Annotated in this window: 23 protein-coding genes; 1 reads left to right on the top strand and 22 read right to left on the bottom strand. The window is 55.0% G+C overall.

What is annotated here, in order from left to right; translation table 11 throughout:
• Positions 1 to 15: 15 nt before the first annotated feature.
• Entirely contained in the window at positions 16 to 1,455 is a 1,440-nt protein-coding gene (locus VNL73_04090) for a sialidase family protein (GenBank protein HXF48594.1), read from the top strand.
• Positions 1,456 to 1,481: 26 nt separating this feature from the next.
• Here VNL73_04090 and VNL73_04085 read toward each other — a convergent pair whose 3' ends face one another.
• The 22 genes from VNL73_04085 to VNL73_03980 all read right to left on the bottom strand — a co-directional run bounded on the left by VNL73_04085 (position 1,482) and on the right by VNL73_03980 (position 25,668).
• Positions 1,482 to 3,080, bottom strand: coding sequence for an Rne/Rng family ribonuclease (locus VNL73_04085; GenBank protein HXF48593.1), 1,599 nt, complete (start codon positions 3,078 to 3,080; stop codon positions 1,482 to 1,484).
• On the bottom strand, positions 3,077 to 4,024 hold the full coding sequence (fmt, locus tag VNL73_04080) for a methionyl-tRNA formyltransferase (GenBank protein ID HXF48592.1): 948 nt from the start codon (positions 4,022 to 4,024) through the stop codon (positions 3,077 to 3,079). Before fmt ends, VNL73_04085 begins: the two co-directional genes overlap by 4 nt.
• On the bottom strand, positions 4,021 to 4,533 hold the full coding sequence (gene def / locus VNL73_04075; GenBank protein HXF48591.1) for a peptide deformylase: 513 nt from the start codon (positions 4,531 to 4,533) through the stop codon (positions 4,021 to 4,023). The genes fmt and def overlap by 4 nt, the downstream gene beginning before the upstream one ends.
• Positions 4,533 to 4,787, bottom strand: a complete 255-nt coding sequence (gene yajC / locus VNL73_04070) for a preprotein translocase subunit YajC (protein ID HXF48590.1) — start codon at positions 4,785 to 4,787, stop codon at positions 4,533 to 4,535. The genes def and yajC overlap by 1 nt, the downstream gene beginning before the upstream one ends.
• A gap of 59 nt (positions 4,788 to 4,846) precedes the next feature.
• Positions 4,847 to 5,953 carry a tRNA guanosine(34) transglycosylase Tgt gene (gene tgt / locus VNL73_04065; GenBank protein ID HXF48589.1) on the bottom strand — a complete coding sequence of 369 codons (1,107 nt, stop codon included), beginning with the start codon at positions 5,951 to 5,953 and terminating at the stop codon, positions 4,847 to 4,849.
• Positions 5,954 to 6,006: 53 nt separating this feature from the next.
• Positions 6,007 to 7,362: a DNA repair protein RadA gene (radA, locus tag VNL73_04060; protein ID HXF48588.1), complete on the bottom strand. Its 1,356-nt coding sequence runs from the start codon at positions 7,360 to 7,362 to the stop codon at positions 6,007 to 6,009.
• Entirely contained in the window at positions 7,362 to 8,108 is a 747-nt protein-coding gene (locus VNL73_04055; GenBank protein HXF48587.1) for an ABC transporter ATP-binding protein, read from the bottom strand. Before VNL73_04055 ends, radA begins: the two co-directional genes overlap by 1 nt.
• Before the next feature lie 47 nt (positions 8,109 to 8,155).
• Positions 8,156 to 8,938 (bottom strand): ABC transporter permease, encoded by a 783-nt coding sequence (locus VNL73_04050; protein ID HXF48586.1) that lies wholly within the window; start codon positions 8,936 to 8,938, stop codon positions 8,156 to 8,158.
• A 78-nt stretch (positions 8,939 to 9,016) separates the two neighbouring features.
• Positions 9,017 to 10,429, bottom strand: coding sequence for a replicative DNA helicase (dnaB, locus tag VNL73_04045; GenBank protein ID HXF48585.1), 1,413 nt, complete (start codon positions 10,427 to 10,429; stop codon positions 9,017 to 9,019).
• A complete protein-coding gene (locus tag VNL73_04040) occupies positions 10,429 to 11,181 on the bottom strand; it encodes a uracil-DNA glycosylase (protein ID HXF48584.1) in 753 nt (250 codons plus the stop codon). Before VNL73_04040 ends, dnaB begins: the two co-directional genes overlap by 1 nt.
• The gene (gene coaBC / locus VNL73_04035; protein HXF48583.1) at positions 11,178 to 12,368 is read right to left on the bottom strand and encodes a bifunctional phosphopantothenoylcysteine decarboxylase/phosphopantothenate--cysteine ligase CoaBC; all 1,191 of its coding nucleotides are present in this window, start codon (positions 12,366 to 12,368) and stop codon (positions 11,178 to 11,180) included. Before coaBC ends, VNL73_04040 begins: the two co-directional genes overlap by 4 nt.
• Complete coding sequence (locus VNL73_04030; protein ID HXF48582.1) at positions 12,368 to 12,844, bottom strand: DUF494 family protein; 477 nt, start codon at positions 12,842 to 12,844, stop codon at positions 12,368 to 12,370. Before VNL73_04030 ends, coaBC begins: the two co-directional genes overlap by 1 nt.
• 44 nt (positions 12,845 to 12,888) lie before the next feature.
• The gene (purH, locus tag VNL73_04025) at positions 12,889 to 14,487 is read right to left on the bottom strand and encodes a bifunctional phosphoribosylaminoimidazolecarboxamide formyltransferase/IMP cyclohydrolase (protein ID HXF48581.1); all 1,599 of its coding nucleotides are present in this window, start codon (positions 14,485 to 14,487) and stop codon (positions 12,889 to 12,891) included.
• Positions 14,487 to 15,413: a phosphoribosylaminoimidazolesuccinocarboxamide synthase gene (locus VNL73_04020; GenBank protein ID HXF48580.1), complete on the bottom strand. Its 927-nt coding sequence runs from the start codon at positions 15,411 to 15,413 to the stop codon at positions 14,487 to 14,489. The genes purH and VNL73_04020 overlap by 1 nt, the downstream gene beginning before the upstream one ends.
• A 37-nt stretch (positions 15,414 to 15,450) precedes the next feature.
• Positions 15,451 to 16,881, bottom strand: a complete 1,431-nt coding sequence (locus tag VNL73_04015; GenBank protein HXF48579.1) for a glycosyltransferase family 39 protein — start codon at positions 16,879 to 16,881, stop codon at positions 15,451 to 15,453.
• Positions 16,874 to 18,514, bottom strand: a complete 1,641-nt coding sequence (locus tag VNL73_04010; GenBank protein ID HXF48578.1) for a BamA/TamA family outer membrane protein — start codon at positions 18,512 to 18,514, stop codon at positions 16,874 to 16,876. The genes VNL73_04015 and VNL73_04010 overlap by 8 nt, the downstream gene beginning before the upstream one ends.
• On the bottom strand, positions 18,453 to 19,049 hold the full coding sequence (gene purN / locus VNL73_04005) for a phosphoribosylglycinamide formyltransferase (protein HXF48577.1): 597 nt from the start codon (positions 19,047 to 19,049) through the stop codon (positions 18,453 to 18,455). Before purN ends, VNL73_04010 begins: the two co-directional genes overlap by 62 nt.
• Positions 19,039 to 20,478, bottom strand: coding sequence for an Asp-tRNA(Asn)/Glu-tRNA(Gln) amidotransferase subunit GatB (gatB, locus tag VNL73_04000; protein HXF48576.1), 1,440 nt, complete (start codon positions 20,476 to 20,478; stop codon positions 19,039 to 19,041). Before gatB ends, purN begins: the two co-directional genes overlap by 11 nt.
• A 10-nt stretch (positions 20,479 to 20,488) precedes the next feature.
• The gene (gatA, locus tag VNL73_03995; GenBank protein HXF48575.1) at positions 20,489 to 21,946 is read right to left on the bottom strand and encodes an Asp-tRNA(Asn)/Glu-tRNA(Gln) amidotransferase subunit GatA; all 1,458 of its coding nucleotides are present in this window, start codon (positions 21,944 to 21,946) and stop codon (positions 20,489 to 20,491) included.
• Positions 21,947 to 22,045: 99 nt separating this feature from the next.
• Positions 22,046 to 23,365, bottom strand: a complete 1,320-nt coding sequence (locus VNL73_03990) for a glutamine synthetase family protein (protein HXF48574.1) — start codon at positions 23,363 to 23,365, stop codon at positions 22,046 to 22,048.
• Between the two features lie 185 nt (positions 23,366 to 23,550).
• A complete protein-coding gene (locus VNL73_03985; protein ID HXF48573.1) occupies positions 23,551 to 24,315 on the bottom strand; it encodes a slipin family protein in 765 nt (254 codons plus the stop codon).
• 33 nt (positions 24,316 to 24,348) lie between these two features.
• On the bottom strand, positions 24,349 to 25,668 hold the full coding sequence (locus VNL73_03980) for a nodulation protein NfeD (protein HXF48572.1): 1,320 nt from the start codon (positions 25,666 to 25,668) through the stop codon (positions 24,349 to 24,351).
• Positions 25,669 to 25,673 lie beyond the last annotated feature (5 nt).

The raw sequence follows: 25,673 nt of genomic DNA, 5'->3' as shown, positions 1-25,673 counted from the left end.
TTAAAGGATGCGAAAATGAAGCTCATATTGTCGGCCGGATTCTTCTTTTTCGCTTTAGCACCCGCCGCCTTCAGCCAACCCGACAGTATCTACGCTTTTTCTCCAGATGTGAAAATAACCGAATCCGGGGAATACGATGGTAACTCTCTCTACTTTTACAGCACCGGTCAGCATTACACGGCCTACCGGGGGGATACCGTGTACGTAATTTGGCATGAAGACCGGTACGATCCCTACGGATCTTGGATTTTATTTGCCAAATCACCGGATGGAGGGAAGACCTTTGGGTCGAACGTATATGCGGATGCCGGATGGTATCCTTCGATGCGGGTGGACAGCGCCGGGGTTATCTACTTGGTCTATGCGAACGGCGGCGACATCCTTTTCCGCAAATCGGCCAACGGCGGCACCTCCTTTGGCGCTCAGGTTCGAGTCACCGATGATACGGGTGCCCCGGCAGGGGCGGCAGCTCCGGCGTTAGCCCTCAACAACAAGGGCCATATTTTTGTGGCTTGGCTTGATTATAGAACTAACCCCTATTCTGTTTTTGCCTCCGCCAGCTATGATGGCGGCCAGACTTTTACGCCAAATGTTCAGGTCAGCGAACCGGGTACGAGAGGTTTTCCCGGAGATATTGCGGCGGATGACAGTGGGCGGGTATACGTTGCTTACCACGGGACAACCGGCGGGCAAAGCGGGATTGTAGTAGCCCGAAGCGATGATTCCGGACAGAGTTTTAATTTTCGCACACTTGCCAACGACCCTTTGTGGACCACGGGAAGGTTAAGTATGACTCTTGCTCCAGGAGGCCTAATCGGTATTGCCTGGGACGGTACACGGCTCATGAATAATTTTCTCAACCACATCTTACACTTTTCCGTTAGCTTCGACTACGGCCAGACCTTTTCCCCAAGTGTGCGAGTGGACGACGACAGTGACCTTACTTTCAACACGGCTCCATTCGATCCCTCCTTGGCCTTTACAAACGACATTTTTTATGTGGCCTATATGCGAGAAGACAGTCCTTTTGGGAAGCAAAAAATCTTTTTTTCTTACAGTTTGGATAGCGGCCAAAGTTTTGCTCCCAGCATTGACATTAACGTCAACACTACAGACCCCAACAATCGCTGGCGCGACAGGCCAGGTCTTGCGGTCAATGAAGCGGGTAAGGCTTTTGTGGCTTGGCGGGATGGCCGCTATACAAACCAAATTGAGTTTATTCAACTTCTCTTCGGGGCCCCCGGAAAATTCGTTCGGCTTCTGAAAGGGGATTTGAACCTGGATGAAATGCTCACGGCGACAGACGTTGTGCTGGAGATAAACGCGGTTTTTTCAGGACACTCTTTTCCTGCTCCGCTCCAAAATGCGGACGGCAACTGCAGCGGGGATTTGTCGCCAACAGATGTAGTGTTATTACTTAAAGCAGTTTTCTTAACCACGGCGTTCCCCTGTTAGCAAATCCGCCAAATTGAGGCGCTCCTCTATTTCATAAACATCTCGGTTACTTCCTTTTTGGTGTCCGCCTCCAGAACCCGGAACTGATCCGGCGGGGTGAAGGTGTCGCGGATGACGTCGATATCCAGCTTCAAGCTTTTGGCCAAACCGGAAATCCGGTTGCCGGCGCCGTCCGCCACGGCCTCCGCCAAAAAGGGATGGATGATGAGCTTGAACGAGCGGGTGTTGGAACCGGCCTTGGCCCGGCGGAACCAGCGCTCGATTTTGGTGGCCAGTGTCTCCCGCGACAAGATGCGCCCGAAGCCGCTGCAGGTGGGACAGGAATCGGAGAGGGTGAAAATCAAGCTGGGGCGCACCCGTTCCCGGGTCATTTCGATAAGCCCGAATTCGGAAATCGGGCTGATGGCGTATTTGGAACGGTCGCTTTTCATCGCATTTCGGAACTCGTCAAAAAGCCGGCGGCGGTGCTCGCGGGAGGGCATATCGATAAAATCCACGATGATAAGCCCGCCGATGTCGCGTAGCCGTATCTGGCGGGCAATCTCCTTGGCCGCTTCCATATTGGCGCGGAAAATGGTCTGCTCCTGGTTGTCCTTGCCCACGAACCGGCCGGTGTTTACGTCCACGGTGACCAAGGCCTCGGTCTGGTCGATGACCAGGTACACCCCCCGCTTGAGCCAGACCTTCCGCTCCAGCATCTTGTCGATTTCCGGCTCGATGCCGTATAGGTCGAAAATCGGCACCGGCTCGGTGTAGAGCACCACTTTGGAACGCAAATCCGGAGCCACTTCCTTTAAGTAGCGGAGAATTTGACGGTATTCATCCTTGTTGTCGCAGACCAGCCGGTCCACGTCGGAGGTGAACAAATCCCGGATGACGGAGACCGTGCTGCCGCTTTCCTTGTGCAAAAGCGCCGGCGCTTTGACCCGGGGGGACAAACGGGAAACCCTTTTCCACAGGTGCAGCAAGCTTTTCAAATCGGCGGCGAACTCCTTTTCCTCCTTCCCCTCCCCTTCCGTGCGGATGATGACTCCGAAACCGGCGGGAAGGTGTTTTAAGACCAGTTCCTTCAAACGCCTTTTTTCCGCCCAGTTTGAAATCCGCTTGGAAACCCGCACAGAGCGCCCGCCGGGGATCAGAACGATAAAACGGCCGGGCAGGGCAAGTTCAGTCGTGACCCGGGGGCCCTTGGTGCCGATTTGCTCCTTGACCACCTGGATGAGAACCTCCTCCCCCTTTTTCAGAATCTCCTCGATGGAGGCCCGGAAGCGATGGCGCTCCGGAGCGGGGGCGTCCTCCTCGAACTCCTCCACCTCCTCATCCTTCTGCCCTCCGTAGTGCCAGGCCAAATCGGAAACGTGCAGAAAGGCGGATTTTTCCAGCCCGATGTCCAGGAAAGCGGCCTGCATCCCCGGGAGGATGGAGTTGACTTTCGCTTTGTAGATGTTGCCGGCTATCCGCTCCCGGTCGGCGCGCTCCACCATCAGTTCCATCACCCGGCCCTCTTCGAGAAGGGCGATGCGGGTTTCGTACTCGGAGGCGTTGATGACGATCTCCTTGGAGAGCTTTGGCGGCTGTTTTTTCGATTCCTTCTGCTTGAACCATGCCAATGGATTTTTTATCATATTTTCAACTCAAAGGTTTTGTCGGCCAGTCGCTTCTGGCCGCGGGCGAACTCAGGCCCGGTTAATTTTTTTCTTCCTTCCAAAGAGAGCTCCAAAATTTCCACGCCCCCCTCGCCGCAGCAAACCGCGAGCCCGGTGCGGCCGTCAAAGCAAAGCCAGCTCCCGGGGCGTTTGGCGGTATTTTTAGCATCTGAAGGAAGGACTCTCGATCGATAAATTTTTATAACTTCGCCCCCCAACTTGCCAAAGGCACCGGGGGCGGGGGAAAAGGCCCGGATTTGGTTGTGGACCTGCAAAGCGGGACGCTCCCAAAGGATAAATCCGTCTTCTTTTTTCAGCTTGGGGGCCAGAGTTACGCCCGCTTCCGTCTGGGGCACGGGAATCAAGGTTCCGGCTTCCAGTCCGTCCAGCGTTTCCAAAAGAAGCTCCGCTCCCAGTCGGGAAAGTTTTTCCGCGAGTTCCCCGGCCGTTTCATCCGGGCCGATGGGGCATTCCCGCTGGGCCAAGATGGCGCCCGTGTCCACCCGGTCGTCCAGAAGAAAGGTGGTGACGCCGGTCTTCCGCTCCCCGTTGTAGATGGCCCAGTTGATGGGAGCGGCGCCGCGGTATTTGGGCAAAAGGGAGGCGTGCAGGTTGACGCTTCCTTTGCGCGGCAAAGCAAAAACCTCCCGCGGCAGATAGCGGAAGGCGACCACGGCGGCCACGTCAGGATTCAGGTCCCGGAGCCATCCCAAAAAGCCCGTGTCATTCAGCCTTTCCGGTGTTTGAACGGCAAGGCCGAGTTCGCGGGCGCGAACTTCAACCGGTGAAGATTTGACTTTCTGTCCCCTTCCGGCCGGCTTCGGCGGCGCGCTTACCACGCCGACCGGTTTATGTTTGGAGCGGACAAGCGCTTCCAGACAGGGAAGGGCAAATTCCGGCGTCCCCATGAAAACCACCCTCACAACGCCGCTTTTTTCTTCAACTCCGAAAGCTTTCCTTTCAGCAAGTCCCGTTCCAAGGCCGAAAGGTGGTCGATGAACAAAACCCCGTTTAAGTGGTCCGTTTCGTGACAAAACACCCGGGCAATCATATCCTCCGCATCCAACTCCATTCTTTCCCCTTTCAGGTTCTGGCCCGCCAGCTTTATTTTCTTCGGCCGCCGCACCTCGGCATACACCCCCGGAATGGACAAACATCCCTCCTCCTCGATGACTTCCTCGGAGGAGCGGAAGACAATTTCCGGGTTCACGACGGCGAGTTTCTTTCCGGTCAATTCAAAGCTGGCCGTATCGGCCACAAAGATTCGTTTAAGGACGCCCACCTGGTTCCCGGCCAGACCGACTCCGTTGGCGGCCTCCATCGTAGCCATCATATCCGCTGCCAGGCGGGCCAATTTTTCATCAAACACGGCCACCGGCTCGGCCCTTTGGCGCAAAACCGGGTCGCCGTATTTCCGTATTTCCAAAACCACTACGACTCCAGCTTGCCGGCAATGGCGGAGCGCAGAAATTCGATTTTGGTCTCCTCCCCCACTTTCAAAACGATTTTGTTCTCCTTTTCGTCAATCCCCCAGATGGAGCCGATAATGCCGCTGGAGGTGACCACCCGGTCCCCTTTCTTTAGCTCGGCCAGCATCCGCTGGTGCTCCTTTTGCTTTTTCTGCTGGGGGCGGATTAGAAAAAGATAGAAAATCGGGATGATTAAAAGCAGGGGCAGAATTTGCATGAAGAAATTCCCCCCCCCCTGGCTGGGGGCTCCTCCCATTAAAAGTAAAGCCGAAGCGATCAAGCTTCCTCCTCTCTGTACCGTTCGATAAACTGTTTTCTGAAAGCCGCAAACTCACCCGCACGTATCTTTTCGCGAGCGGCCCCCAAAAGTTCCTGATAAAACCATAGGTTGTGCAAAGTCGCCAAGTGCATCCCGGTAATCTCTTTGGCGTTGAAAAGATGCCGGATGTAAGCCCGGGTGTAGTTTTGGCAGGCCGCACAGCCGCAGCGTTCGTCGATGGGGCCAAAGTCGTCCTTGAAACCGGCCCCTTTCAATACGAGTTTACCACTCCAATTGTAAACCGTTCCGTTGCGGGCGTTGCGGGTCGGCAGGGCGCAATCAAAAAGATCGATCCCCTGCCCAATTCCAAAAAGCAAATCGACCGGCGTTCCCATCCCCATCAGATAGCGCACCCTGTCGGCCGGCAGATTTTCAACGGCTACGCCAACCATCGAAAAGGTTTCCTCCTTCGATTCTCCCAGCGAAAGTCCGCCCAAGGCATACCCGTCGAATTCCAGCTCCGCCAGTTCCAAAGCCGAGCGCTTCCGCCAAAGCGGACTGGTGGAGCCCTGCACGATTCCGAAAAGGGCCTGCTTTTGTCCCCAGTGGGACATCCGCTCGTGCGAATCCCACCAGACCTTGGAGCGTCTGGCCCACTCGGTGGTTATCCGGACGGAACGGGCGACCAACGCCTCATCCGCCGGATAAGGCGGGCAGAAATCAAGGGGCATTATCAGGTCGGAACCAAAAATATGCTGGATTTCCAAGACCTTTTCCGGTGAAAAGAAGTGGGGCGAGCCGTCCCAATGGGAGCGGAAGGCCACCCCTTCCTCCTGATAGTCGAAAAACTCCGAGAGCCGGTAGGCCTGAAAACCGCCCGAATCGGTCAAAATCGGTCCTTCCCAGTTAATGAAGCGGTGCAATCCTCCCCCCAGTCGGATAACCTCCACTCCCGGTTTCAGATAAAGATGGTAGGTGTTGGAAAGGACGATTTCGGCGCCCAGCGAGCGGACTTCCTCAAACAGGAGTGTTTTAACACTCCCCGCCGTGGCAACCGGAGCAAACGCCGGGGTCTGGAAAACGCCATGAGAAGTTTTCATCAACCCGCTGCGGGCGGCGCTTATTTTGTCAACTGCGTCAACCGCGAAACTTCCTGTTTCGCTGGCTACTGCCAAACTCACTTCAAACCTTTCTTCAACGCCTCTTCCATCTTCCGAACTCCCACCACTTCAATTTCGAATTTCCGCAGCCCCTTGGCGTTGGTCAGGGGGATTAAAATCCGCTCAAAACCCATTTTCTGGGCTTCGGCAACCCGGGCCTCGGCCTGGCTTATTCCCCGGATTTCCCCACCCAAACCGACTTCTCCGACCGCCACCGATTTGGAGTCGAAGGGGATATCCTCCAAGCTGGAGGCCAAAGCAAGGGCGAATCCCAAATCACAGGCCGACTCTTCAATTTTTACTCCACCGGCGACGTTGACAAAAACATCCTTCGTCCCGAAGGAAAGTCCCAGCCTCTTTTCCAAAACCGCCAGAATCAAGGAAAGCCGCCGGGCGTCAAACCCGCCTACTACCCGCTGAGGCGTACCCCAAGGGGTCGGGGCCACCAACGCCTGCACTTCCAAAAGAAGCGGCCGGTTGCCGTCCAAGGCCGCCACCACGACCGACCCGGAGGCGGCCTCGGCCCGTTCTCCCAAGAAAAAGCCGGAGGGGTTTTCCACCTCCGCCAACCCTTTTTCGGTCATTTGAAATATACCGATTTCGGCCGTCGAACCAAAGCGGTTTTTCACCCCCCGAAGGATGCGATAGAAGTGGTTCTTTTCCCCTTCGAAGTACAAAACGGTATCCACCATATGCTCCAAAACCTTAGGCCCGGCCAAAAAACCATCCTTGGTGACGTGCCCAACCAGAAAAAGTATCTCCCCGGAGACCTTGACCCGTTCAATCAGGGCCTGCGTAACCTCCCGCAATTGCCCGACCGAGCCGGGCGGGGAAAAAAGCTGGCCGGAGGAGATGGTTTGAATGGAGTCGAAAATCAAGACCTTGGTCTTAATTTTCTTCAACTGCTCCAGGATGACTTCAAGCCGTGTTTCAGCCAAAAACCAAATCCCCTGCTGATGAATCCCCAGCCGCTGGGCGCGGGATTTGAGTTGCAGAAGTGATTCTTCCCCGGAGACATACAAGACGGTTTCTCCCTGCCGCGCCAATTTCCCCGCGACTTGCAAAAGCAAAGTCGATTTTCCAATTCCCGGGTCGCCGCCGACCAAAATGGCCGAGCCGTGCACGGCGCCTCCTCCCAATACCCGGTCAAACTCCGGTATTCCGGTTGGAATCCGCCCCGCTTCACCGTTGGTGACCGTTTCCAAGGCAACCGGTTCCTCGAAGGAAGCCGCGGGCTTGGAGGTTTTCCGCTCCACCCGTTCTTCAACAAAAGTATTCCACCCGCCGCAGGAGGGGCAGCGCCCCAGCCAGCGGGGCTCTACCGTGCCGCAGCTCTGGCAGACGTAGGCGGTTTTGGTCTTGAGCGCCGGCATCAGACCACCTGTATCGGCCCGACGGAAGTGCCGGTGATAAATTGCTGGACCACGGGGTCGCGGCTTTCGCGCGTTTCCGCAGGGGAGCCGTCCCAGATGATCTTTCCTTTGAAAAGCATGCAGATTCGGTCGGCGACTTTGAAGGCGGAGGCCATATCGTGGGTCACAACCACGGCGGTGTTTCCGAGACGCTTGCGCAAATCGAGTATCAGTTCGTTGATGACGTCCGCCATAATCGGGTCCAGACCGGTGGTCGGCTCGTCGTAGAGCATCACTTCCGGCTCGGCGACCAAGGCCCGGGCCAAAGCCACCCGCTTGCGCATCCCGCCGGAGAGCTCGGCCGGTTTTTGATTTTCAACCCCGGAAAGCCCGACCAGTGAAAGTTTTTCCCGGACGATTTCCAAAATCTCCTCCTCTTTGAGGTTGGTATGCTCACGCAGGGGGAGGCCGACATTTTCTGCGACGGTGAGGGAATCGAAAAGCGCCCCGTTCTGGAAAACCATTCCGAATTTTTTGCGCAGGTGGTACAGCTCCTCTCCCCGCACGGAGCCGACATCGGTGCCGTCCACGATAATCCGCCCGCTGTCCGGCTCCAAAAGACCGATGATATGTTTCAGGAGCACCGATTTTCCCGTGCCGGAACCGCCGATGATGACCACCGTCTCCCCGTCCCGGAGGGTCAAATTCACCCCGTCCAGGACAACCTTTTTGCCGAAGCTTTTGTGCAAATCGATGATTTCAATCAATCCTGTTTTTCTCCGGGTAGCCCGGGAGCCCCTGCTCCCGGGACATTCTAAATCGAGAACAACAATGTCGCAATCAAGTAATCCGAAACCAAAATCAAAACCGAGGCCCAGACCACCGCCCGGGTGGTGGAACGGCCGACCCCTTCCGCCCCCCCCTCCGCCGAAAGGCCGTGGTAGCAGCCGACCAGCGAAATGATAAGCCCGAAAACCGCCGCTTTCACCAGGCCGGAAACCAAATCGGAAACGTGGAAAAACAGCTTCACGCCGTTTAGAAAAATCTCGCCGGAGAGCCCAACAAAGAAAACCGCCACCGCCATCGCCCCCATGATGGCAATAAAGTCGGCAAATACCGTGAGAACGGGGAGCATGATGATGGAGCCCGCCACCCGGGGGAAAACCAGATAGGATACCGGGTTTACTCCCATCGCCTCAAGGGCATCCACCTGCTCGGTCACCTTCATCGTGCCGATTTCCGCCGCCATCGCCGCACCGACGCGGCCGGCCACGACCAATGCCGTCAATACAGGGGCTAATTCGATGACGATGGCCTTGCCAACGGCGGTACCGAGGTAACGCAAAGGGATGTACCCCTTGAACTGATAGGCCGCCTGCCAGGCGGAGACGCCGCCGGTGAAAACCGACGTGATGACGATGAGCGGCAGCGAGCGGACACCGACGAAGAGCATCTGGTCGAACCAGAGGCCGATGCGCTTTCCGATTTCGCCAAAAGCGACAACCGTGCGGCCGAGCAGAATGAAAACCGCCCCCGTGTGGGCGAAAAAACGAACCACTTTTCCGCCGACATATTCAAGCTCTACCGTGCGGGGCATTTAATATCCTCTCCAATGTGGGAAGCGAAGCAGAGAAAGTCCTTGCGTTGCGATTGAATCGAAAGGGGATGCGCACCATCAAAACGGAGCCGGCCCGCCGCCCGATGGAACAGCCTCTGGAAGGGAAGCCATATTCTCAAAGCGGGCGTATTCCTTGAGGAAGGTCAATCGTACGGAGCCGGTCGGGCCGTTGCGCTGCTTGGCGACAATCACCTCCGCCACCCCTTCGAGGGAACGGCCCTCCTTATCCCGGTCGATTTTGTACATCTCGGGGCGGTAAATGAAGGCCACCACGTCGGCATCCTGCTCGATGGCGCCCGATTCCCGCAAATCCGCGAGTTGCGGGCGGCGGTCGCCGCCGCGCACCTCCACTTGGCGCGAAAGCTGGGAAAGCGCCACCACCGGGATGTCCAGCTCCTTGGCAAGCCCCTTCAGTGAGCGGGAGATGATGGAGATTTCCTGCTGGCGGGATTCCGCTCCGCGCGGACCATGCATTAATTGCATATAGTCGATGACCAATAGCCCGATTTGGTGCTGGGACATCAGCCGGCGGGCCTTGGCGCGCATCTCGAGTATGCCGATGTTGGGGGAATCATCCACAAAGATTTTCGCGTCGGAAAGCGGCCCGACGGCGATTCCCAGGTTGGTCCACTCGGCGTTCGCCAGCCGCCCCGTGCGCATCCGGTGCCAGGAAACCCGCGCCCGGCTGCAGAGCATCCGCTGGGCGATTTGCTGTTTGGACATTTCCAAGGAAAAAACCGCCACCGGAATCTGCTGCTCCACGGCGACCTGCTCGCAGATGGTCAAAACAAACGCCGTTTTCCCCATCGAAGGGCGCCCCGCCACCACAATCAAATCGGAGGGCTGCAGCCCGCCGGTCAAGGCATCCAGCTCCGTAAAGCCGGTCGCCAGCCCGGTGATGGCCCCCTCCTGACGATGGTATTCCTCAATCGATTCAAAGGTGTGCGGCAAAATCGAGCCCAAAGGCACGAACCCCTCTTTGGTCCGCACTTCCGAAATGGCGAAGATTTTCGATTCCGCCTGGTCCAGAAGCTCGTCCACGTCCGCCGTAGGGTCGTAGCAGGAGGAGACGATTTGCGTGCCGGTCTCTATCATCCGTCTAAGCGTGGATTTTTCCAGAACGATGCGGGAATGGTACTCGATGTTGGCCGAGGTGGCCACCCCCTCGGCCAACGAGACCAGGAAAAGCCGCCCCCCCACTTCCTCCAATTCACCCGATTTGACCAACGCCTCCGAAAGGGTGGTCAAATCGACGGCTTCGGAAGCGTCGTAGAGTTTTATCATGGTTCGGAAAATCTTTTGGTGGGCGGGACGGTAAAAGGCATCCTCGTCGAGGATTTCAAGCGCCCGGCCGATCGCCTCCTTGTCCAGAAGCATCGCCCCCAAAACGGCCCGCTCCGCCTCCAGATTGCTGGGAGGGATGCGCTCGGCGGTTTCCGTTTCGGTTTCAAACCGGATCCGGTCGGCCATTACTTCAACACCACCCCGTCATACGCTTTTCTCAAAACCTTCATATCCTCCCAGACATCCTTTTTATATTCCGCAAAGCGCAAAAGCGCTGCCGGATGATAGGTGACCATCACCTTGATGCCGTTGAAGTCGTGGAAGGCGCCCCGCAGTTTTCCGAGCGCGAGTTTCGTTTCCAGAAGCTGCATCGCGGCAATGCGGCCCAGGCAAACGATGAATTTGGGATTGATTAAGCGAATCTGCTCCAAAAGATATGGGGAGCAGGTTTCCATCTCATCGGGCTGGGGGTCCCGGTTTTCCGGCGGACGGCATTTCAAAACGTTGGCAATATACACCTCTTCCCGGCGAAACCCGGTCGCTTCCAGAATTTTATCCAAAAGCTTGCCCGCCCGCCCGACGAACGGCTCCCCCTGCAAATCCTCGTCCCTTCCCGGCGCCTCGCCGACAAACATGATATCCGCTTTGGGATTCCCCACGCCGAAGACAAACTTGGTGCGGGTGTGCCCCAAGGGGCAGCGGACGCAGTCCTTGATTTCGTGGTAAAACGATTCCAAAGTCCGCCCCGGATCCGGCCGCACCGGATTCTCCTTCAAACCGGCCGCCGGCCCGCCGAAAAGCGTCGCCTGCTTTACCACTGGAGACGAGGCCACCGTTGACGTCTTTGTTGATACTGTTTTTGGCGGCAGCACCGCTTCGCTCACCCCCAACTCCACACGTTGGGCCAGATATTTTTTCAGCTTTTCTTTCGAGTTCACAAAATCCCCGCCAGCTTCCGTAAAATCACCCGCGCCACTTCATCCTTGGAAGCCAAGGGCACTTCTTCTCTTTTTCCGGAAGGAAAATACAAAGTCACCCGGTTGGTATCCACGTCAAACCCGGCGTCCGGAAGATCCGCCCGGTTGAAAACCAAAATGTCCAGATTCTTCTCTTCCAGTTTTTTCTTCCCGTTCGTAAGCCCGTTTCCAGTTTCAAGGGCAAAACCCACCAGTTTTTGCTTTTTTTTGGCCTTTCCCAGCCGGGCCAGAATGTCCGGGTTGGGGAGCAAATTCAAAGTCATTTTCCCTTCCCGTTTGATTTTTTCCTTGCTCACCTTTTCCGGCCGGAAATCGGAGACCGCCGCCGCCATTATCACCGCGTCGCTCTTCGGATACAGCCCGGCCAGCTCCTTTTGCATTTCCTCCGCCGTGGCGGCAAAAACGTTTTCCGTATTCCCCGGCGGCTCGATGGACATCCGGCCGTGCACAAAAGTCACTTTTGCCCCCATATAAACGGCGTTTTTGGCCAAAGCCGCCCCCATCTTGCCGGAGGAGCGGTTTGACAAATACCGCACCGGGTCGATGGCTTCCTCCGTCCGCCCGCCGGTGACGATGATTCTTTTCCCCTTCAAAAGCTCCCGGTCGGCAAATATCGCATCCATTTTGTTGAAAATTTGCTCCGGCGCGCTCATCCGCCCCATCCCCTCCCCTTCCGAGGCGGTAGCCAACTTCCCCTCCTCCGGCCCTACAAATTGAAATCCGAGCTTTTCCAGCTTGGCGCAGTTTTCCTGCACTTGGAAATGGCGCCAGATTTCAGTGTTCATCGCCGGAGCCAAAAGAACCTCGGTTTTTGTCGCCAAAAGGATGCTGCACAACAAATCCGGCGCCAAGCCGTTCGCGACCCGCCCGATGAAATCGGCCGTGGCGGGAGCCACCACAATCAAATCCGGCCAGCGGGCCAGCTCAATATGGTGGGTGGACGCAAATTGCTGCGGAAATAGCTCGGACGACACCGGGTTGCCGGAAAGCGTTTCCAAAACGAGGGGGGTGACGAAATGATGCGCCGCCTCGGTCATCACTACCCGTACGGAGGCCTTTGCCTCAACCAGTTGCCGTACCAAAAACGGAGTCTTATAGGCGGCGATTCCGCCGGTTACCCCCACCAGAATCTTTTTGCCGGAAAGCATCAGTGCACCCCGCCTGCGTTCGGGGTAGTGGAAGCCGGGTCCGCCGGGTATCCCATCATCCGTTCCGCCGGGGAAAATATCAATATCGAAACCAGCCATTCCAGATTCTTCCGGTCCACCGGCGCCTTCCCGGCCCAGCTCACCTTTTCCAAAAGAAGTTCAAGCCGGTCAGCAGGCAAAAGACCCAGGGCGTAGTAACGCACCAAGGCGGAAAAGGCATCCGCCGTAAAAAAGGATATTTCCGCGTCGGAAAAAATCCGTATGGAGGAAGGAGTGGGCCTTCTCTCCCCCTGCGGACCAAAGCGTTCCAGAATCCAGCTCAAGGCCATACCCACTTCACGGTCGGAGAAACCCATTTTCCCCAACTGGGCCGACCAATAGGAAAGCTCCTTTTGGTAGTCCTTGCCTGATTGCCGCTCCGGGCAGGCTTTTTCCACCAAAAAGGTGACCGCCTCCAAAAGCCGCTCGTCATTCATAGCTGGGTTATAAGGTAAAACCTGGGGGCAGATTTGCCAAGCTTTTAATGCCGAAAATGCCTGTGGCCGGAAAAAACCAAACTGACGCCGGCCCGGTCAGCAGCCGCAATCACATCCGCATCCTTTTTTGAACCGGAGGGAGCCAAAACGGCAATCACTCCGCCCGACGCCGCCTTTTCCACCCCGTCCGGCATCGGGAAAAAGGCATCTGAAGCCAGAACGGAGCCCTTGGCCCGGCCGCCCGCTTTGTGCAGAGCCAGCCAGACGGCATCCACCCGCGATGTGATTCCGCCGGCAATGCCGACCGTTTTTTCCCCTTGAACTAATACAATGGCGTTCGAGTGGGTGTGCTTGGCAACTCTTTCGGCAAAAAGCAAACTTTCTATTTCCTCCTCGCCCGGCTTTCGCTTCGAAACCACTTGCAGATCCTGCTTTTCCGAGACGGCGGTATCCACGCTTTCCGCCAAAAAACCGCCTTCCAGATGGAAAAGCCGAAAACCGCTCCCCCCGTGACTTTTCCAATTCCGGCAGGCGACGATGCGCCGGTTTTTCTTTTCATTCAGTAGTTCCAGCGCATCCGCCGCAAACGCGGGTGCCAAGATGCATTCGAGAAAAACCGAATCATTCAGTGCTCGAGCCGTAGTCAAATCCACTTTCTGGTTTAATCCGACAATGCCTCCATAAGCCGAAAGGGGGTCACACTCGTAGGCATCCCGATACGCTTCCGCCAGCGTTTTTCCGACCGCCGCACCGCAGGGGTTGGTATGCTTGAAAATGGCGGCAAACGGCTCGTCAAATTCCAAGCATAGTTTGTAAGCGGCGTTCAAATCGCGAAGGTTGTTATAGGAAAGTTCCTTGCCGCCTAAAATTTCGAAGCTGTCCGCTCCCCATCCTTCGCCGGCAGAATACCAAGCCCCTTTTTGATGGGGGTTCTCACCGTAGCGCAGTTCCTGTTTTTTAAGAAGCTCCATGCGAATGTTCTCCGGCAAACCCTCCGAAACGCCCATTTCCGTTTCGGAAAGATACCGGCTGATTAGCTCGTCGTACCGCGCGGTCAAGGCGAACACCTTGCGGGCGCAGCTTTTACGGAACTCGAGCGTGGAAGACCCGTTGTTTTTCTGCAATTCCTTCCCAAGGAGTTCATACTCATCCGGGCTCGTGATCGCGGCAATCGATTCAAAGTTTTTGGCCGCCGCACGCAGAAGCGAAGGCCCGCCGATGTCAATGTTTTCGACCGCCTCTTCTTCCGTGACGCCCGCCTTCTGTATGGTGGCCTCAAAGGGGTAGAGATTTACCACCACCAAGTCAATATTTTCCCATCCCTGTTTTTTCATTGTAGTTTGATGCTCTTCTTTCGTACGGCGTGAAAGGATACCGGCAAAGAGTTTGGGATGGAGGGTTTTCACCCGGCCGTCCAGAATTTCTTCCGAGCCGGTGTAGGCCGCCACCGATTCGACCCAAACGCCCAGTTTGGCCAGAACCTCCAGCGTCTTGCCGGTCGATAAAACGGCTATCGAATGGCGTTTCAGAATCTCCGCCAAAAGTTCCAGCTTTGATTTGTCGTAAACCGAAACCAGAGCCCGTTTGACCGCGATCCGGTCGGTCACCCTCTCTTCCTCAATCAAAACCTCTTCCGTCGCCATCAAAAATCCCGGCCGGTCAAAAGACGATAGGCCTCGATATATTTTTCACGGGTTTTCAAGACTACATCTTCGGGCAGGTGCGGGGCGGGCGGCTTTTTGTCCCAATTTATCGATTCGAGGTAGTTGCGGACAAATTGTTTGTCAAATCCGTCCTGCGGGCGGCCCGGCTGATACTGCGAAGCGAGCCAAAAACGGGAGGAATCGGGGGAGAGCACCTCGTCTATCAACGAAAGCCTTCCATCAATGTAGCCAAACTCAAACTTGGTGTCCACTAAAATGATTCCCTTGGACGCCGCGTAGCCGGCCGCTTTGTGGAAAATGGCAAGCGAAAGACGCCTCAACTGGTCAACGGTCTCCATACCGAATCGATTTCCGGCTTCCGTAACCGAAATATTCTGGTCGTGACCGGTGTCTTCCTTGGTGGCCGGAGTGAAAATCGGCTCCGGCAGCTTTTGTGATTCGAGCAAATCGCCGGGAAAATGGTAGTCGTACAACTGCACCGGCTTGCCGTTTTCCCCCCGTGCAGCTTTGTATTCCTTCCAAAGCGACCCGGCGATGTAGCCCCGTACCACGCATTCCAAATCGATGCGCCGGGCTTTTTTGACCAAAAGGGAGCGTCCCTCCAGCTGGTCGCGATGTTTTTGCAAATCCTTTGGGAAGTCCTCAACCCGGCAGGCCACCAGATGATTGGGGACAACGTCAGCAAGAAACTCAAACCAGAAAACCGACAGGGCGGTCAAAATCTTCCCCTTGTCCGGAATCCCTTCCGGCATCACCACATCGAAGGCGGAAAGCCGGTCGGTGGCGACCAAAAGCAGGTAGTCCCCCAAATCGTAGATGTCCCGCACTTTTCCGCGCCGGAAAAGCGGAAGTCCAGGCAAGTCTGTTTTCAACAAAGCTGCGGCCGTATCCGTTATGTCTGTCATACCGGCAAATATGGGGAAAAATTTGTTTTACGCAAGTTTATCCCCCCTTATAATCGTAACAGGGATATATATAGAAGGTGGTGACGTATCCCCGTCCGCTCTTTACAACCAATGAATCGGGGTCGTCAACACGTTTGAAAAAGCGGGAGAGAACGGCTGGCGCATCGTTCAATCGGTCCCGCCGGTCAACCACGAACAGAAGGTTTTTTCCCAAGACTTTCTTCTTGTCGAACCAGAAATCGTACTGCAGCCCGGGCCGGCCGATGAGCGGATTGGAATAGGTTTCCGGTCGGCCTGGAAGATAAAAAGCCAATTCCGAGGCGGTTTTGTATTCATACCCGGCTGCGAGCCAATCCCCTCTCTGCTTCTTTCTCATTCTCTCCACTTTTTCCGCCAGTTCCCTCCAGCCGGCCAAGCTGTTTCCCGGCCAGTTTACAGCCAGGGGCTGATAAAAAAGCAGGAACACAGATGGCCCAAGAAAGGCAAACGAACTAGCCAAACTGGTTTTAAACCAAAAGCTCATTTTCCCCTGCGAAGCGAGAAGAAGGGCCAAAGTGGTCGCGCCTAAATACCCCGGCCAGAGCCAGTTCAGTTTCACCCAGTAAAAAAAGGAAAGAAGTGTAAATCCCCCCAAAAAAGGAAGCGCAAAAGCGGCCAGAAACAAGGCCTGCTGATTGGCGCCTCCCCATCCTTCACGAATACCGACCCACAAAGCCCGCCAGCCCACCAGCCAAAGGGCCGGTGAAACGATTAAAATTTGCGTGACCAGATAGCGTCCAAAATTGTACAAGCTGAATTCGGATAATTCCTGTGCCCGGCGGGCGGATTGGAAAAGGAAGGAGACCCAATCGTTTTGGACGTTCCAGACGATGACTGGTCCAAAGATTAGTCCGCACAGAAGGAGGGAAATCCAAAAACTTCGCAAACGCAAAAAAAGCCGGCTCCTGGTTAACAGCGTATATATCCCAAGACCGGCAAAAATTAAAACAGCGCTGTATTTGGAAAGCAAAGCCAATCCGGCCGCCGCACCAAAGCCGTACCAAGCCTTTTCGTCTCCCTCCACCGCCGCCCGATAACTGAAGTAAAGGGCCAATGCAAAAAAGAAAAGCAAAGGAGAATCGGGCAGCATCTGCGACCCGCCGATGACGAAAAAAGGGGACAAAAGCAGCGGCAGAAATTCCTTGGGTCGGGGCCCCGCCAATTTACAAACCAACGCATAAAGAACAAGAAAAGCCCCGGCGGAATACAAAAGCGCCGGCAGCCGGACGGCCAGTTCGGTATGGCCGAACGACAACGTGAAAATAAAAATTGTCCAAGCCGTCAAAGGAGGATGGTCAAAGTAGCTCAAGGCAAGGTGGCGGGAGTAATTCCAATAGTAGGCCTCCTGCGGGGTAAGGGGCAAAACAAGTGCCATAACCAATCGGCCGATAAAGATTCCGCCAATCAGAATCCAAATGCATTTATTCAAGTTCGAAACTCATCCCCGTTCCGAAGGTGAAAATCCAGCCGCCCGAACCGAAAGGGCGCGCCCAGTCAAAGCGCAACACCCGAAACTGTGAGGAACGCAAAAGTCCCAGCCGCAGTCCGGCGCCCCAATTTCCTTTGAGTTCGTTCGACTGGAACCTCTCATCCGCTTTCCAGGCCTCGCCAAAATCAACAAAAACGACCCCCCCCAAACCGAAAAGGGAAAAAAGATTGGGGCCAAAAAACCGATGCTCCGCCGTCCCCAAAACCATCCGGCTGCCGGCAAGCGTTCGCGCCTCGTATCCCCGCAGCCCCTTTTCCCCTCCTAAAAGGAATTGACCGTAACGGGAAAGGCCGTTGATGGTTGACAGGTCAAACCGGAACGCCGTCGTTTGGCGTTCGGTCCAGCGCCAATAATAACGGAGGTTCCCCTGCCAAAAACTTCCTTCCCAATTTTGGGACAAAAAAGAGGTCCGGTTTCCGGCAACAACTTGGAAAAGATGCCTGCCCGCTTTGCGGGTTGTGCCGGTTGAAAAAGCCAGTTCGTGGCGGGAGAGGGAGGAACCCAAAAACTTTGCCCCAAAGACATATTCAAACGAAACCGACTCGCCGTTCCGGACATCCTCAACCACCCCAAAGTTGTCCAAATACCGCTCTTCCGAAAAACGATTCACATACCAATTAAGGGCGGCGGTGAACGCGTGCACCCGCTCCTCCGGCGGAACAAACCCGTATCGACCCGGCGTATGAACAGTGTCGGCCGAAAAGAAATAAAACGGCCCGGAAAACCGATTTTGAGTTATTGTATAGCCGAGCGAGGCGTTCGTTTTGAATTCCCTGCCCCATGACCGCAGAACGGAAAACGAGGCTTCTCTTACTTTCTGCTGAAAATAGAACCGCTCCTCACCGTGGTCAAAAAAGCGCAGCCGGTCGGTATAGGTTAAACCCTGCAGGCGGGCACCCCACTTGTCCCTCGAAGAATAAAGCGGCCGGGCGGCCTCAATAAGATAATAATCCCCGTCCGATCGGCTTTCGGCAATCCAATAAAGGGAGACCGGCCTGGAAAGAAGCTTGCGGTCATAGAAAGAGACACACCTCCCCACCCGCAAGTCGCTCTCTTCATAAAGCAGCTCGAACCGCTGCCCCCAACCCAGTAGATTCTCCTCTTCAAACCCGAGCGAGAATTCGTAGGCCCCTCCCCCGCCCCCGAAGGCAAAATTGCCGCTGGTCGTCCACTGGTCGCTTGTTTCGACCAACAGGTCAACCAGCGAATCGGAAATGATATGCGGGGTCACCAAAACCGATCCGAAAATCCCCAACGCTCGCAAATTCCGCTCGCTCTCCTCCGCCAAGACGGAATCGTAGTTTTCGCCCGCTTTCAGCAAAAGCTCGCGCCGGACGACCGGCTCTTTTGTTCGCAGGTGAAACCGGTTGGCCAGCCGAAACAGCCAGAGGCTTTCCTCTTCCGCGGGAAAGATATCCTGCCGCTCGATTACTACGGAGCGGATTTTGGGAACGGCCGTTTCCAGTGAATCGGCCCAGGCCCTAGTGCAAAAAAAGGCCCCGAAAATCAGGCTACCGGCGAGCCAGCTTTTGCAGAACCAGCTTGATGGCTTCAGGATAGATTTCGTATTCAAGTTGATGGACCCGTTCGGCCAGTGTTTCGGGAGTATCGGTTGGCAAAACGGGAATCTTTTTTTGAAGGATTATGGAACCATGATCGTATTGTTCATCCACGTAATGAACGGTCGCCCCGGTCTCTTTTTCCTTGGCAGCCAAAACCGCCTCGTGCACGGTGCGGCCGAAAAATCCTTTGCCGCCGTAGTTGGGCAAAAGGGCGGGATGGAGATTCAAGATTCTGCCGCTATAGGCGCGCACCACTTCATTTGGCACCTTTCTCAGATATCCCGCCAGGCAGATTAAATCAACGCGATGTTTTTTGAGCAGTTCCATAAGCGCCAAGGCATAGGCCCCCTCACTTTCGTAATCCTTTTTGGATATGACCGCGGATGGAATGGAATGCTTTGCAGCCCGTTCCAAAGCCAAGATTCCGGGCCGGTCGGAGACGACCAAAACAACGGAAGCGGGAATTTCCCCGTTGCGGCTGGCCTCTACAATCCGTTCCAGATTGGAGCCCGAACCGGAGACCCAGACGGAAAGCCTACTCGCCAAGGTGCTTTTTTACCAGGTTTGCCACCAGCTTGGGATTCGCCTTTCCCCCGCTTTTTTTAACCGTTTCCCCTACGAAAAACCCCAAGAGCTGTTTTTTCCCACCTTTATAACTTGCCATCTGTTTAGGAAAAGAAGCGATTACCTCCCGCACCCAACCATCCAAAACGGCTTCGTCCGATTCCTGCACCAACCCCTTCACCTTTACGACCGTCTCAACCGTCTTGCCGGTTTCCACCATTTCGGCCAAGGCCTCCTTGGCCATATTGTTGGAGAGGGCACCGGAATCCAGCTTTTTCAAAAGAGTTGCCAGCTCAACCGGCGACACCTTCAACTCGTCAATGGAAATCCTTTTTTCTTTAAGGAACCTAAATATTTCCACGCTTATCCAATTGGCGACGGTCTTCGCGTTGGGGAATGATTTAATCACCGTCTCAAAGTAATCCGCCACCGGCCGCTCGGAGGTTAAGAGAGAGGCGTCGTAATCGGAAAGCTGGTGGGTCTCGACAAAGCGTCTCCGTCTTGCTTCCGGCAACTCCGGCATTGCCTTGTGCACCGTTTCCAGCCAGTCGGTGGAAACCTCCAAAGGCAGTAAATCCGGTTCCGGAAAATAGCGGTAATCGTCCGAAAACTCCTTGGCCCGCATCGGATGTACGGACTGGTTATCCTCATCCCACAGCAGGGTTTCCTGAATAACCTTGCCGCCACTTTCAACTATTTTGATTTGCCGGGCAATCTCAACGTCAAGGGCTTTCTGTACGGCCCGGAAAGAATTCATATTCTTCAACTCCGTTTTCGTACCAAACTCTTTCAGTCCCTTGGGCCGGATGGAAACGTTGGCGTCACAGCGAAGCTTTCCTTTCTCCATGTCCGCCGTGCTTACTTCCGTGTACTGCAATATCTGTTTGAGAGTGACCAGATAGGCATAGGCCTCTTCCGACGAACGGATATCCGGCTCGGAAACGATTTCTATCAACGGCACCCCGCAGCGGTTCACATCCACCAAGGTGTAGTCAATGGCCCGCCCCTCGGGGTGAAACGATTTTCCGGCATCTTCCTCGAGATGAATGCGTGTGATGCCGACCCGTTTGGTTGAACCGTCCAGATGAATCGTTAACGAACCGCCCAAGCCAAGCGGTCTTTCGTATTGCGAGATTTGATACCCTTTGGGCAGGTCGGGATAAAAGTAATTTTTGCGGGCGAAGATGCTTTTGGGCTGAACCGTTCCCCCGACGGCCAAAATCGAGCGGATGGCCAGCTCGACCGCCTTTTTATTCAGAACGGGTAAAACACCCGGCATTCCCAAGCAGATGGGGCAGGTCTGGGTATTCCCCTCAGCGCCAAATGCGGTCGAACAGCCGCAAAAAATCTTGGTCGCGGTGTCCAGCTGGGCATGGACTTCCAATCCGATTACAGTTTCATATTCGGTCATCTTTGTCCTTCTAAATCGTGATTCCGAGATTTTCAAAAGTCATTGCGGCTTTGAGCAACATCTCATCTTTTTTCTGCGGCCCGATAATTTGCAGCCCCATTGGAAGCCCGTCTTTGTTCTTTCCACAGGGGATCGACACTGCCGGCACACCAGCCAAGTTTACCGGGACGGTGTAGATGTCGTTCAGATACATTTCCATCGGGTCATCCGTTTTCTCCCCTACATCGAAAGCGACAGAAGGGGTAGTCGGCCCCAGGAGGAAATCCACTTTTTTGAAAACTTCGGCGAACTCCATTTTCATCACGGCCCGCACTTTTTGGGCTTTTAAATAGTAAGCGTCGTAATATCCGCTCGAAAGCACATAGGTTCCGAGAATGATGCGGCGTTTCACTTCCGCGCCGAACCCGGCCTCCCGCGTTTTGGCGTACATCTCGAACAAATCCGCATATCCGTTGACCCGCAGACCGTACTTGACCCCGTCGTAGCGGGCTAAATTGGAGGAAGCCTCTGCCGTGCAGATGATGTAGTAAACGGCAATGCCGGCTGAAATGGCAGGAAGTGAAACTTCTTCCACGGTGTAACCGGCCTTGGCAACTTTGTCGATGGCGTCTCGAACGGCTTCCCGCACCTCCGGTGCCAGACCTTCCCCCCAGAACTCCTTCGGAACACCAAATCGGGTATTCTTGGGCAATTCGACTTTTCCGTTGGAGCCTGAAAACGGATAATTGAAAAGCCGTTCTGGAATGGAGGTGGAATCCTTCCGGTCGTGACCGGCGATTACATCCGAAATCAACCATAAGTCCCGGGCATCCTTGGCGAACGGGCTGATTTGGTCGAGGGATGAAGCAAAAGCCACTAGTCCGTAACGGGAAACGGCACCATAGGTGGGCCGGAAACCGGCGATGCCGCAAAGCGAGGCGGGCTGGCGCACCGAGCCGCCAGTATCGGTGCCCAAGGCAAGAATCGTCTGATGCGCGGCCACGGCTGCGGCCGAACCGCCGGAAGAGCCCCCTGGCACCTTGGATGGATTGAGCGGATTCAAGGTTGGCCCAAAGGCGGAATGTTCGGTGGAAGAACCCATCGCAAACTCATCCATGTTGGTTTTGCCGACGATTATCGCATCCGCCTCCTTCAGTTTCCGAATGACGGTGGCGTCGTAGGGGGGGACGAAATTTTCCAAAATCCTCGACCCGCAGGTGGTGCGCACCCCCTTGGTGCAATAGATGTCTTTGACCGCCACGGGAACTCCGGCCAGTTTTCCAACGGGCTCGCCCTTCGACCTTTTGGCGTCCACCTCCCGGGCTTTTTCCAGAGCCGAATCGGCCAGAATGGTGATAAAGCTGTTCAGTTTTTTGCCGGTGCGGTCAATCTCGGAAAGACATGACTCGGCGAGCTCAACGGCGGAAATTTCCTTCCCTTCCAAAAGAGGCAAAAGCTCCCAAGCCTTTTTGGTATTCAGGTCGCTCATAAAACTAAAAAAACGGAATTTCCCTCTCCGCGCAAGTTAAACTTCCCCAAATAAAAAGGGCGGCCGAAAAGGCCGCCCGTTTTCATTCCAGACACCGGCTCACAGAATGGGGAGAAAATTCTCGGTTTCGTACCGGGAAACGTGCATCCGGTAACGATCCCATTCCACTTTCTTGTTGGCAATGAGGTTGTCAAGCAGGTGGTCTCCCAAAACCTCGCGAACCAGGGGGCTTTTTTCCGCCAGGTCAATCGCCTCGATAAGCGAGCCGGGAAGCGCACCGATTTTGCGGCGTTTCAATTCCTTGTCGTCCATTTCAAAAATGTCGTCCTCAATCGGCTCGGGAAGCGAATATTTCCCCTCCACACCCTTCATCCCCGCCGCCAGCATGGCGGCAAACGCCAGATAGGGATTGCAGGCCGGGTCTGGACAGCGAAGCTCGACGCGCGTGGCGTTTTCCTTGCCCGGTTGGTACATTGGAACGCGGATAAGCGAGGAGCGGTTGCGGCGGCCCCAGGAAATGTAGACGGGTGCCTCATAACCGACCACCAGCCGCTTGTAGGAATTAACCCACTGGCACAAAATCAGGGTGATTTCCCGGATGTGCGTCAACAAACCCGCGATGTAGCTTTTTGCAAAAGCGGATAAGTGGTATTTATCTTTGGCATCAAAGAATAGATTGGTTTTCCCTTTAAACAAGGACTGATGGCAGTGCATGCCGCTGCCGTTTTCACCGAAAATCGGCTTGGGCATAAAGGTGGCATAAACCCCTTCCTGTGCGGCGAGTTCCTTGACCACCAAGCGGTAAATCATTGCTTGGTCGGCCATCGTTAAGGCATCCTGATAGCGCAAATCAATTTCGTGCTGGCTGGGGGCCACTTCGTGATGGGTGCATTCAACCGGAATACCCATGGCCTCCAAAGCCGTGGCGGTCTTTTTTCTAAGATGAGTGCCGATGTCGATGGTGCCGTAGCTGAAATACCCTTCCCGGTCCAAAACCTCCGGCTCTTTGGCAGATTTCAAATAGAAGTATTCAATTTCCGGGCCGCAGTAATAGGTGTAACCGAGCTTTTTGATTTTATCCAGCGTGCGGCGCAGAATGTAGCGCGGGTCGGCTTCGTGCGGGCTTCCGTCCGGGTTGAAAATGTCGCAAAAGAGCATTCCGACCTTGACGCCTCCCACCGGCCACGGAATGACCCGGAAGGTGGACAAATCGGGGCGGGCAATCAAATCCGATTCTTCGATGCGGACAAACCCCTCAATAGAGGAGCCGTCAAACCCCTGACCCCGCTCCAGGACTCCTTCCATTTCCCGGCGGGTCATATCCATTCCCTTCAACTGTCCCAGAATATCCGTAAACCAGAGCCGGACGTATTTTACTTCCTGTTTGTCCAACTCCTTCAAAAACTCTGCGGCCGTCATTTTTCCTTCTCCCTTGGAATTCGCAACGCCTCGGATTATTTTTTCCGCCTCCAAAACCTCGTTTTGTTTTTTCATAATCCCCCAAATGTATTATTTCGACCGGCCTTGTCAACCGGAATTAAAAGAAAAAAACGAAAGGAGGTTAAAGCGAAACTTTAACCTCCCGGAAACTTCAAACCATCCGATTATTTCTTCTCGATGGCGTGCTTTAGAAACGGCGTCAACAAATCGATGGGCAGCGGAAAGACTATCGTGGAGTTTTTGTCCGCCCCAATTTCCACCAGCGTGGACAGGAATCGAAGGGTGATGGCCGATGGCTCCCTTCCGATAATGGCCGCCGCTTCCGCCAGCTTCGTGGAGGCCTGCAGCTCCCCTTCGGCGTGAATCACTTTGGCCCTGCGCTCCCGCTCCGCCTCGGCCTGCCGGGCCAAAGCCCGCTGCATTTCCTGCGGCAAATCGACGTTTTTGACCTCGACTACGGAAACTTTAATCCCCCACGGTTCGGTCTGGGCATCGATGATTTTGGTCAGTTCCTGATTGATTTTTTCGCGGTTGGCCAATAAATCGTCCAGTTCCACCTGGCCGAGCACGGAACGAAGGGTCGTCTGCGAAATCTGGGAGGTGGCGTAAAGAAAATCCTCTACCTGCACGATGGCCCGGGAGGGGTCAATCACCCGAAAATAGATGACCGCGTTTACCTTCACCGAAACGTTGTCGCGGGTGATGACGTCTTGCGAGGGAACATCCATTGTCACTGTCCGCAGGGAAACTTTGACCATTTTATCGATGATGGGAATCAGAAAAATAATCCCCGGCCCCTTGGCGCCAATCAATCGCCCCAACCGGAAAATGATTCCCCGTTCGTATTCCCGCAGAATGCGGATGGCGTTGGCCAGAATGAAAAGGCCAATCAGAATAACGGTGAGCGCGCTAACGTTTATCGGCAGCATCTTCCCTCCTCAAGTGATTTCTCAATCCTATGATTATTTTTCCTTGGATACCAAAAGGGTTAAATTTTCCACCCCGACCACTTTCACTTTTTCGTTCGGATTCACCTTTTCCGTGGTTGCTTCTCCAGCGGTTTGCACCAAACGGGCTTTCCAGATTTCGCCGGCCACCTTGACCAATCCCTCCGGCGCCAACGGCTCCGTGGCAACCGCCACCAGACCGACCATCCCTTCCATGCCGGTGGTGGCCTGAAGGCGTTGCGCCCGCAAGCCGGCACCAACGGCAAAAAGGAAAAAAGCCGCCGTGGCACCTACGGTGGAGATAATTACCGATAACGAAATCTTCATATACGGCGCGGTGGAATTGATGAGCATTATCGAGCCCAAAAACATCGCGACCACCCCGCCGATGGTCAATATCCCGTGGCTTGGAAATTTCACTTCCAAGATGAACAATATCATCGCCAGAAGGATGAGCAAAACCCCGGCATAGTTGATGGGCAGGGCTTGAAAGGCAAAGAAAGCCAGAATGAGGGAAATTCCGCCGATAACCCCCGGCAAAATGGCGCCCGGGTTGGAAAACTCAAAGTACAACCCCAAAAGCCCGATAGTCATTAAAATGTAGGCGATGGTGGGATCCACGATCACTTCCAAAATCCGATCGAATACATTGGACTTGATGTGTATGATTTCAGCCCCTTTGGTTTTCAACACGCGTTCACCCAAAGGTAGCTGAACTTTACGCCCGTCAATTTTTTCCAAAAGCTGGGAAAGATTATCGGCCACGACATCAATAACGTTGATTTTGAGTGCTTCATACTCGGGAATTGAGACCGACTTGCGCACAGCTTGTTCGGCCCAGTCGGCATTGCGGCCGCGTTTGACGGCCGCCGAGCGTACGTTGGCCACGGCATCGTTGGTCACTTTTTCAGACATCGTGGAGTCCATCTTTCCCCCACCCCCTTCTACCGGATGGGCGGCCCCGATGCTGGTGCCGGAAGCCATTGCCGCAATGTGGGCGGCGTAGATGATGAACATCCCGGCCGAAGCCGCCCGCGCGCCGGAGGGAGCAACATAGACAACAATAGGAACGTCGGCATTCAAAAGCGTGGAATTGATTTTCCAAGTGGAAGCCACCAGCCCGCCGGGGGTGTTTAACTGGATAACGAGCGCTTCTGCGCCTTCTTCAACCGACTTTTCCACGGCTCGCTGAATCTGCTTGACCGTGATGGGGGTGATGGCGGTTTCAATGGTTAAAACATAAACGGTGCGTTTTTGGGCCAAAACCGGCAGAGCGGCGGCGGCCAGGAAGGCGAACAGAAACAGAAAAGAAGGGAACTTGCGGATAGCGCTCACGATTT

This window comes from Verrucomicrobiia bacterium (assembly GCA_035574275.1).
In the GTDB taxonomy this organism is placed as follows: domain Bacteria; phylum Zixibacteria; class MSB-5A5; order DSPP01; family DSPP01; genus DSPP01.
Note: the sequence above shows the minus strand (reverse complement) of the source record. Positions and strands in the feature narration are given on the sequence as shown.

Coding starts and splice junctions, on each gene's coding strand:
- VNL73_04090 (HXF48594.1), top strand. CDS start 16: ATGAAGCTCATATTGTCGGCCGGATTCTTCTTTTTCGCTTTAGCACCC.
- VNL73_04085 (HXF48593.1), bottom strand. CDS start 3,080: ATGATAAAAAATCCATTGGCATGGTTCAAGCAGAAGGAATCGAAAAAA.
- yajC (HXF48590.1), bottom strand. CDS start 4,787: ATGCAAATTCTGCCCCTGCTTTTAATCATCCCGATTTTCTATCTTTTT.
- radA (HXF48588.1), bottom strand. CDS start 7,362: ATGCCGGCGCTCAAGACCAAAACCGCCTACGTCTGCCAGAGCTGCGGC.
- VNL73_04050 (HXF48586.1), bottom strand. CDS start 8,938: ATGCCCCGCACGGTAGAGCTTGAATATGTCGGCGGAAAAGTGGTTCGT.
- dnaB (HXF48585.1), bottom strand. CDS start 10,429: ATGGCCGACCGGATCCGGTTTGAAACCGAAACGGAAACCGCCGAGCGC.
- coaBC (HXF48583.1), bottom strand. CDS start 12,368: ATGCTTTCCGGCAAAAAGATTCTGGTGGGGGTAACCGGCGGAATCGCC.
- VNL73_04030 (HXF48582.1), bottom strand. CDS start 12,844: ATGAATGACGAGCGGCTTTTGGAGGCGGTCACCTTTTTGGTGGAAAAA.
- purH (HXF48581.1), bottom strand. CDS start 14,487: ATGGCGACGGAAGAGGTTTTGATTGAGGAAGAGAGGGTGACCGACCGG.
- VNL73_04020 (HXF48580.1), bottom strand. CDS start 15,413: ATGACAGACATAACGGATACGGCCGCAGCTTTGTTGAAAACAGACTTG.
- gatB (HXF48576.1), bottom strand. CDS start 20,478: ATGACCGAATATGAAACTGTAATCGGATTGGAAGTCCATGCCCAGCTG.
- gatA (HXF48575.1), bottom strand. CDS start 21,946: ATGAGCGACCTGAATACCAAAAAGGCTTGGGAGCTTTTGCCTCTTTTG.
- VNL73_03990 (HXF48574.1), bottom strand. CDS start 23,365: ATGACGGCCGCAGAGTTTTTGAAGGAGTTGGACAAACAGGAAGTAAAA.
- VNL73_03985 (HXF48573.1), bottom strand. CDS start 24,315: ATGCTGCCGATAAACGTTAGCGCGCTCACCGTTATTCTGATTGGCCTT.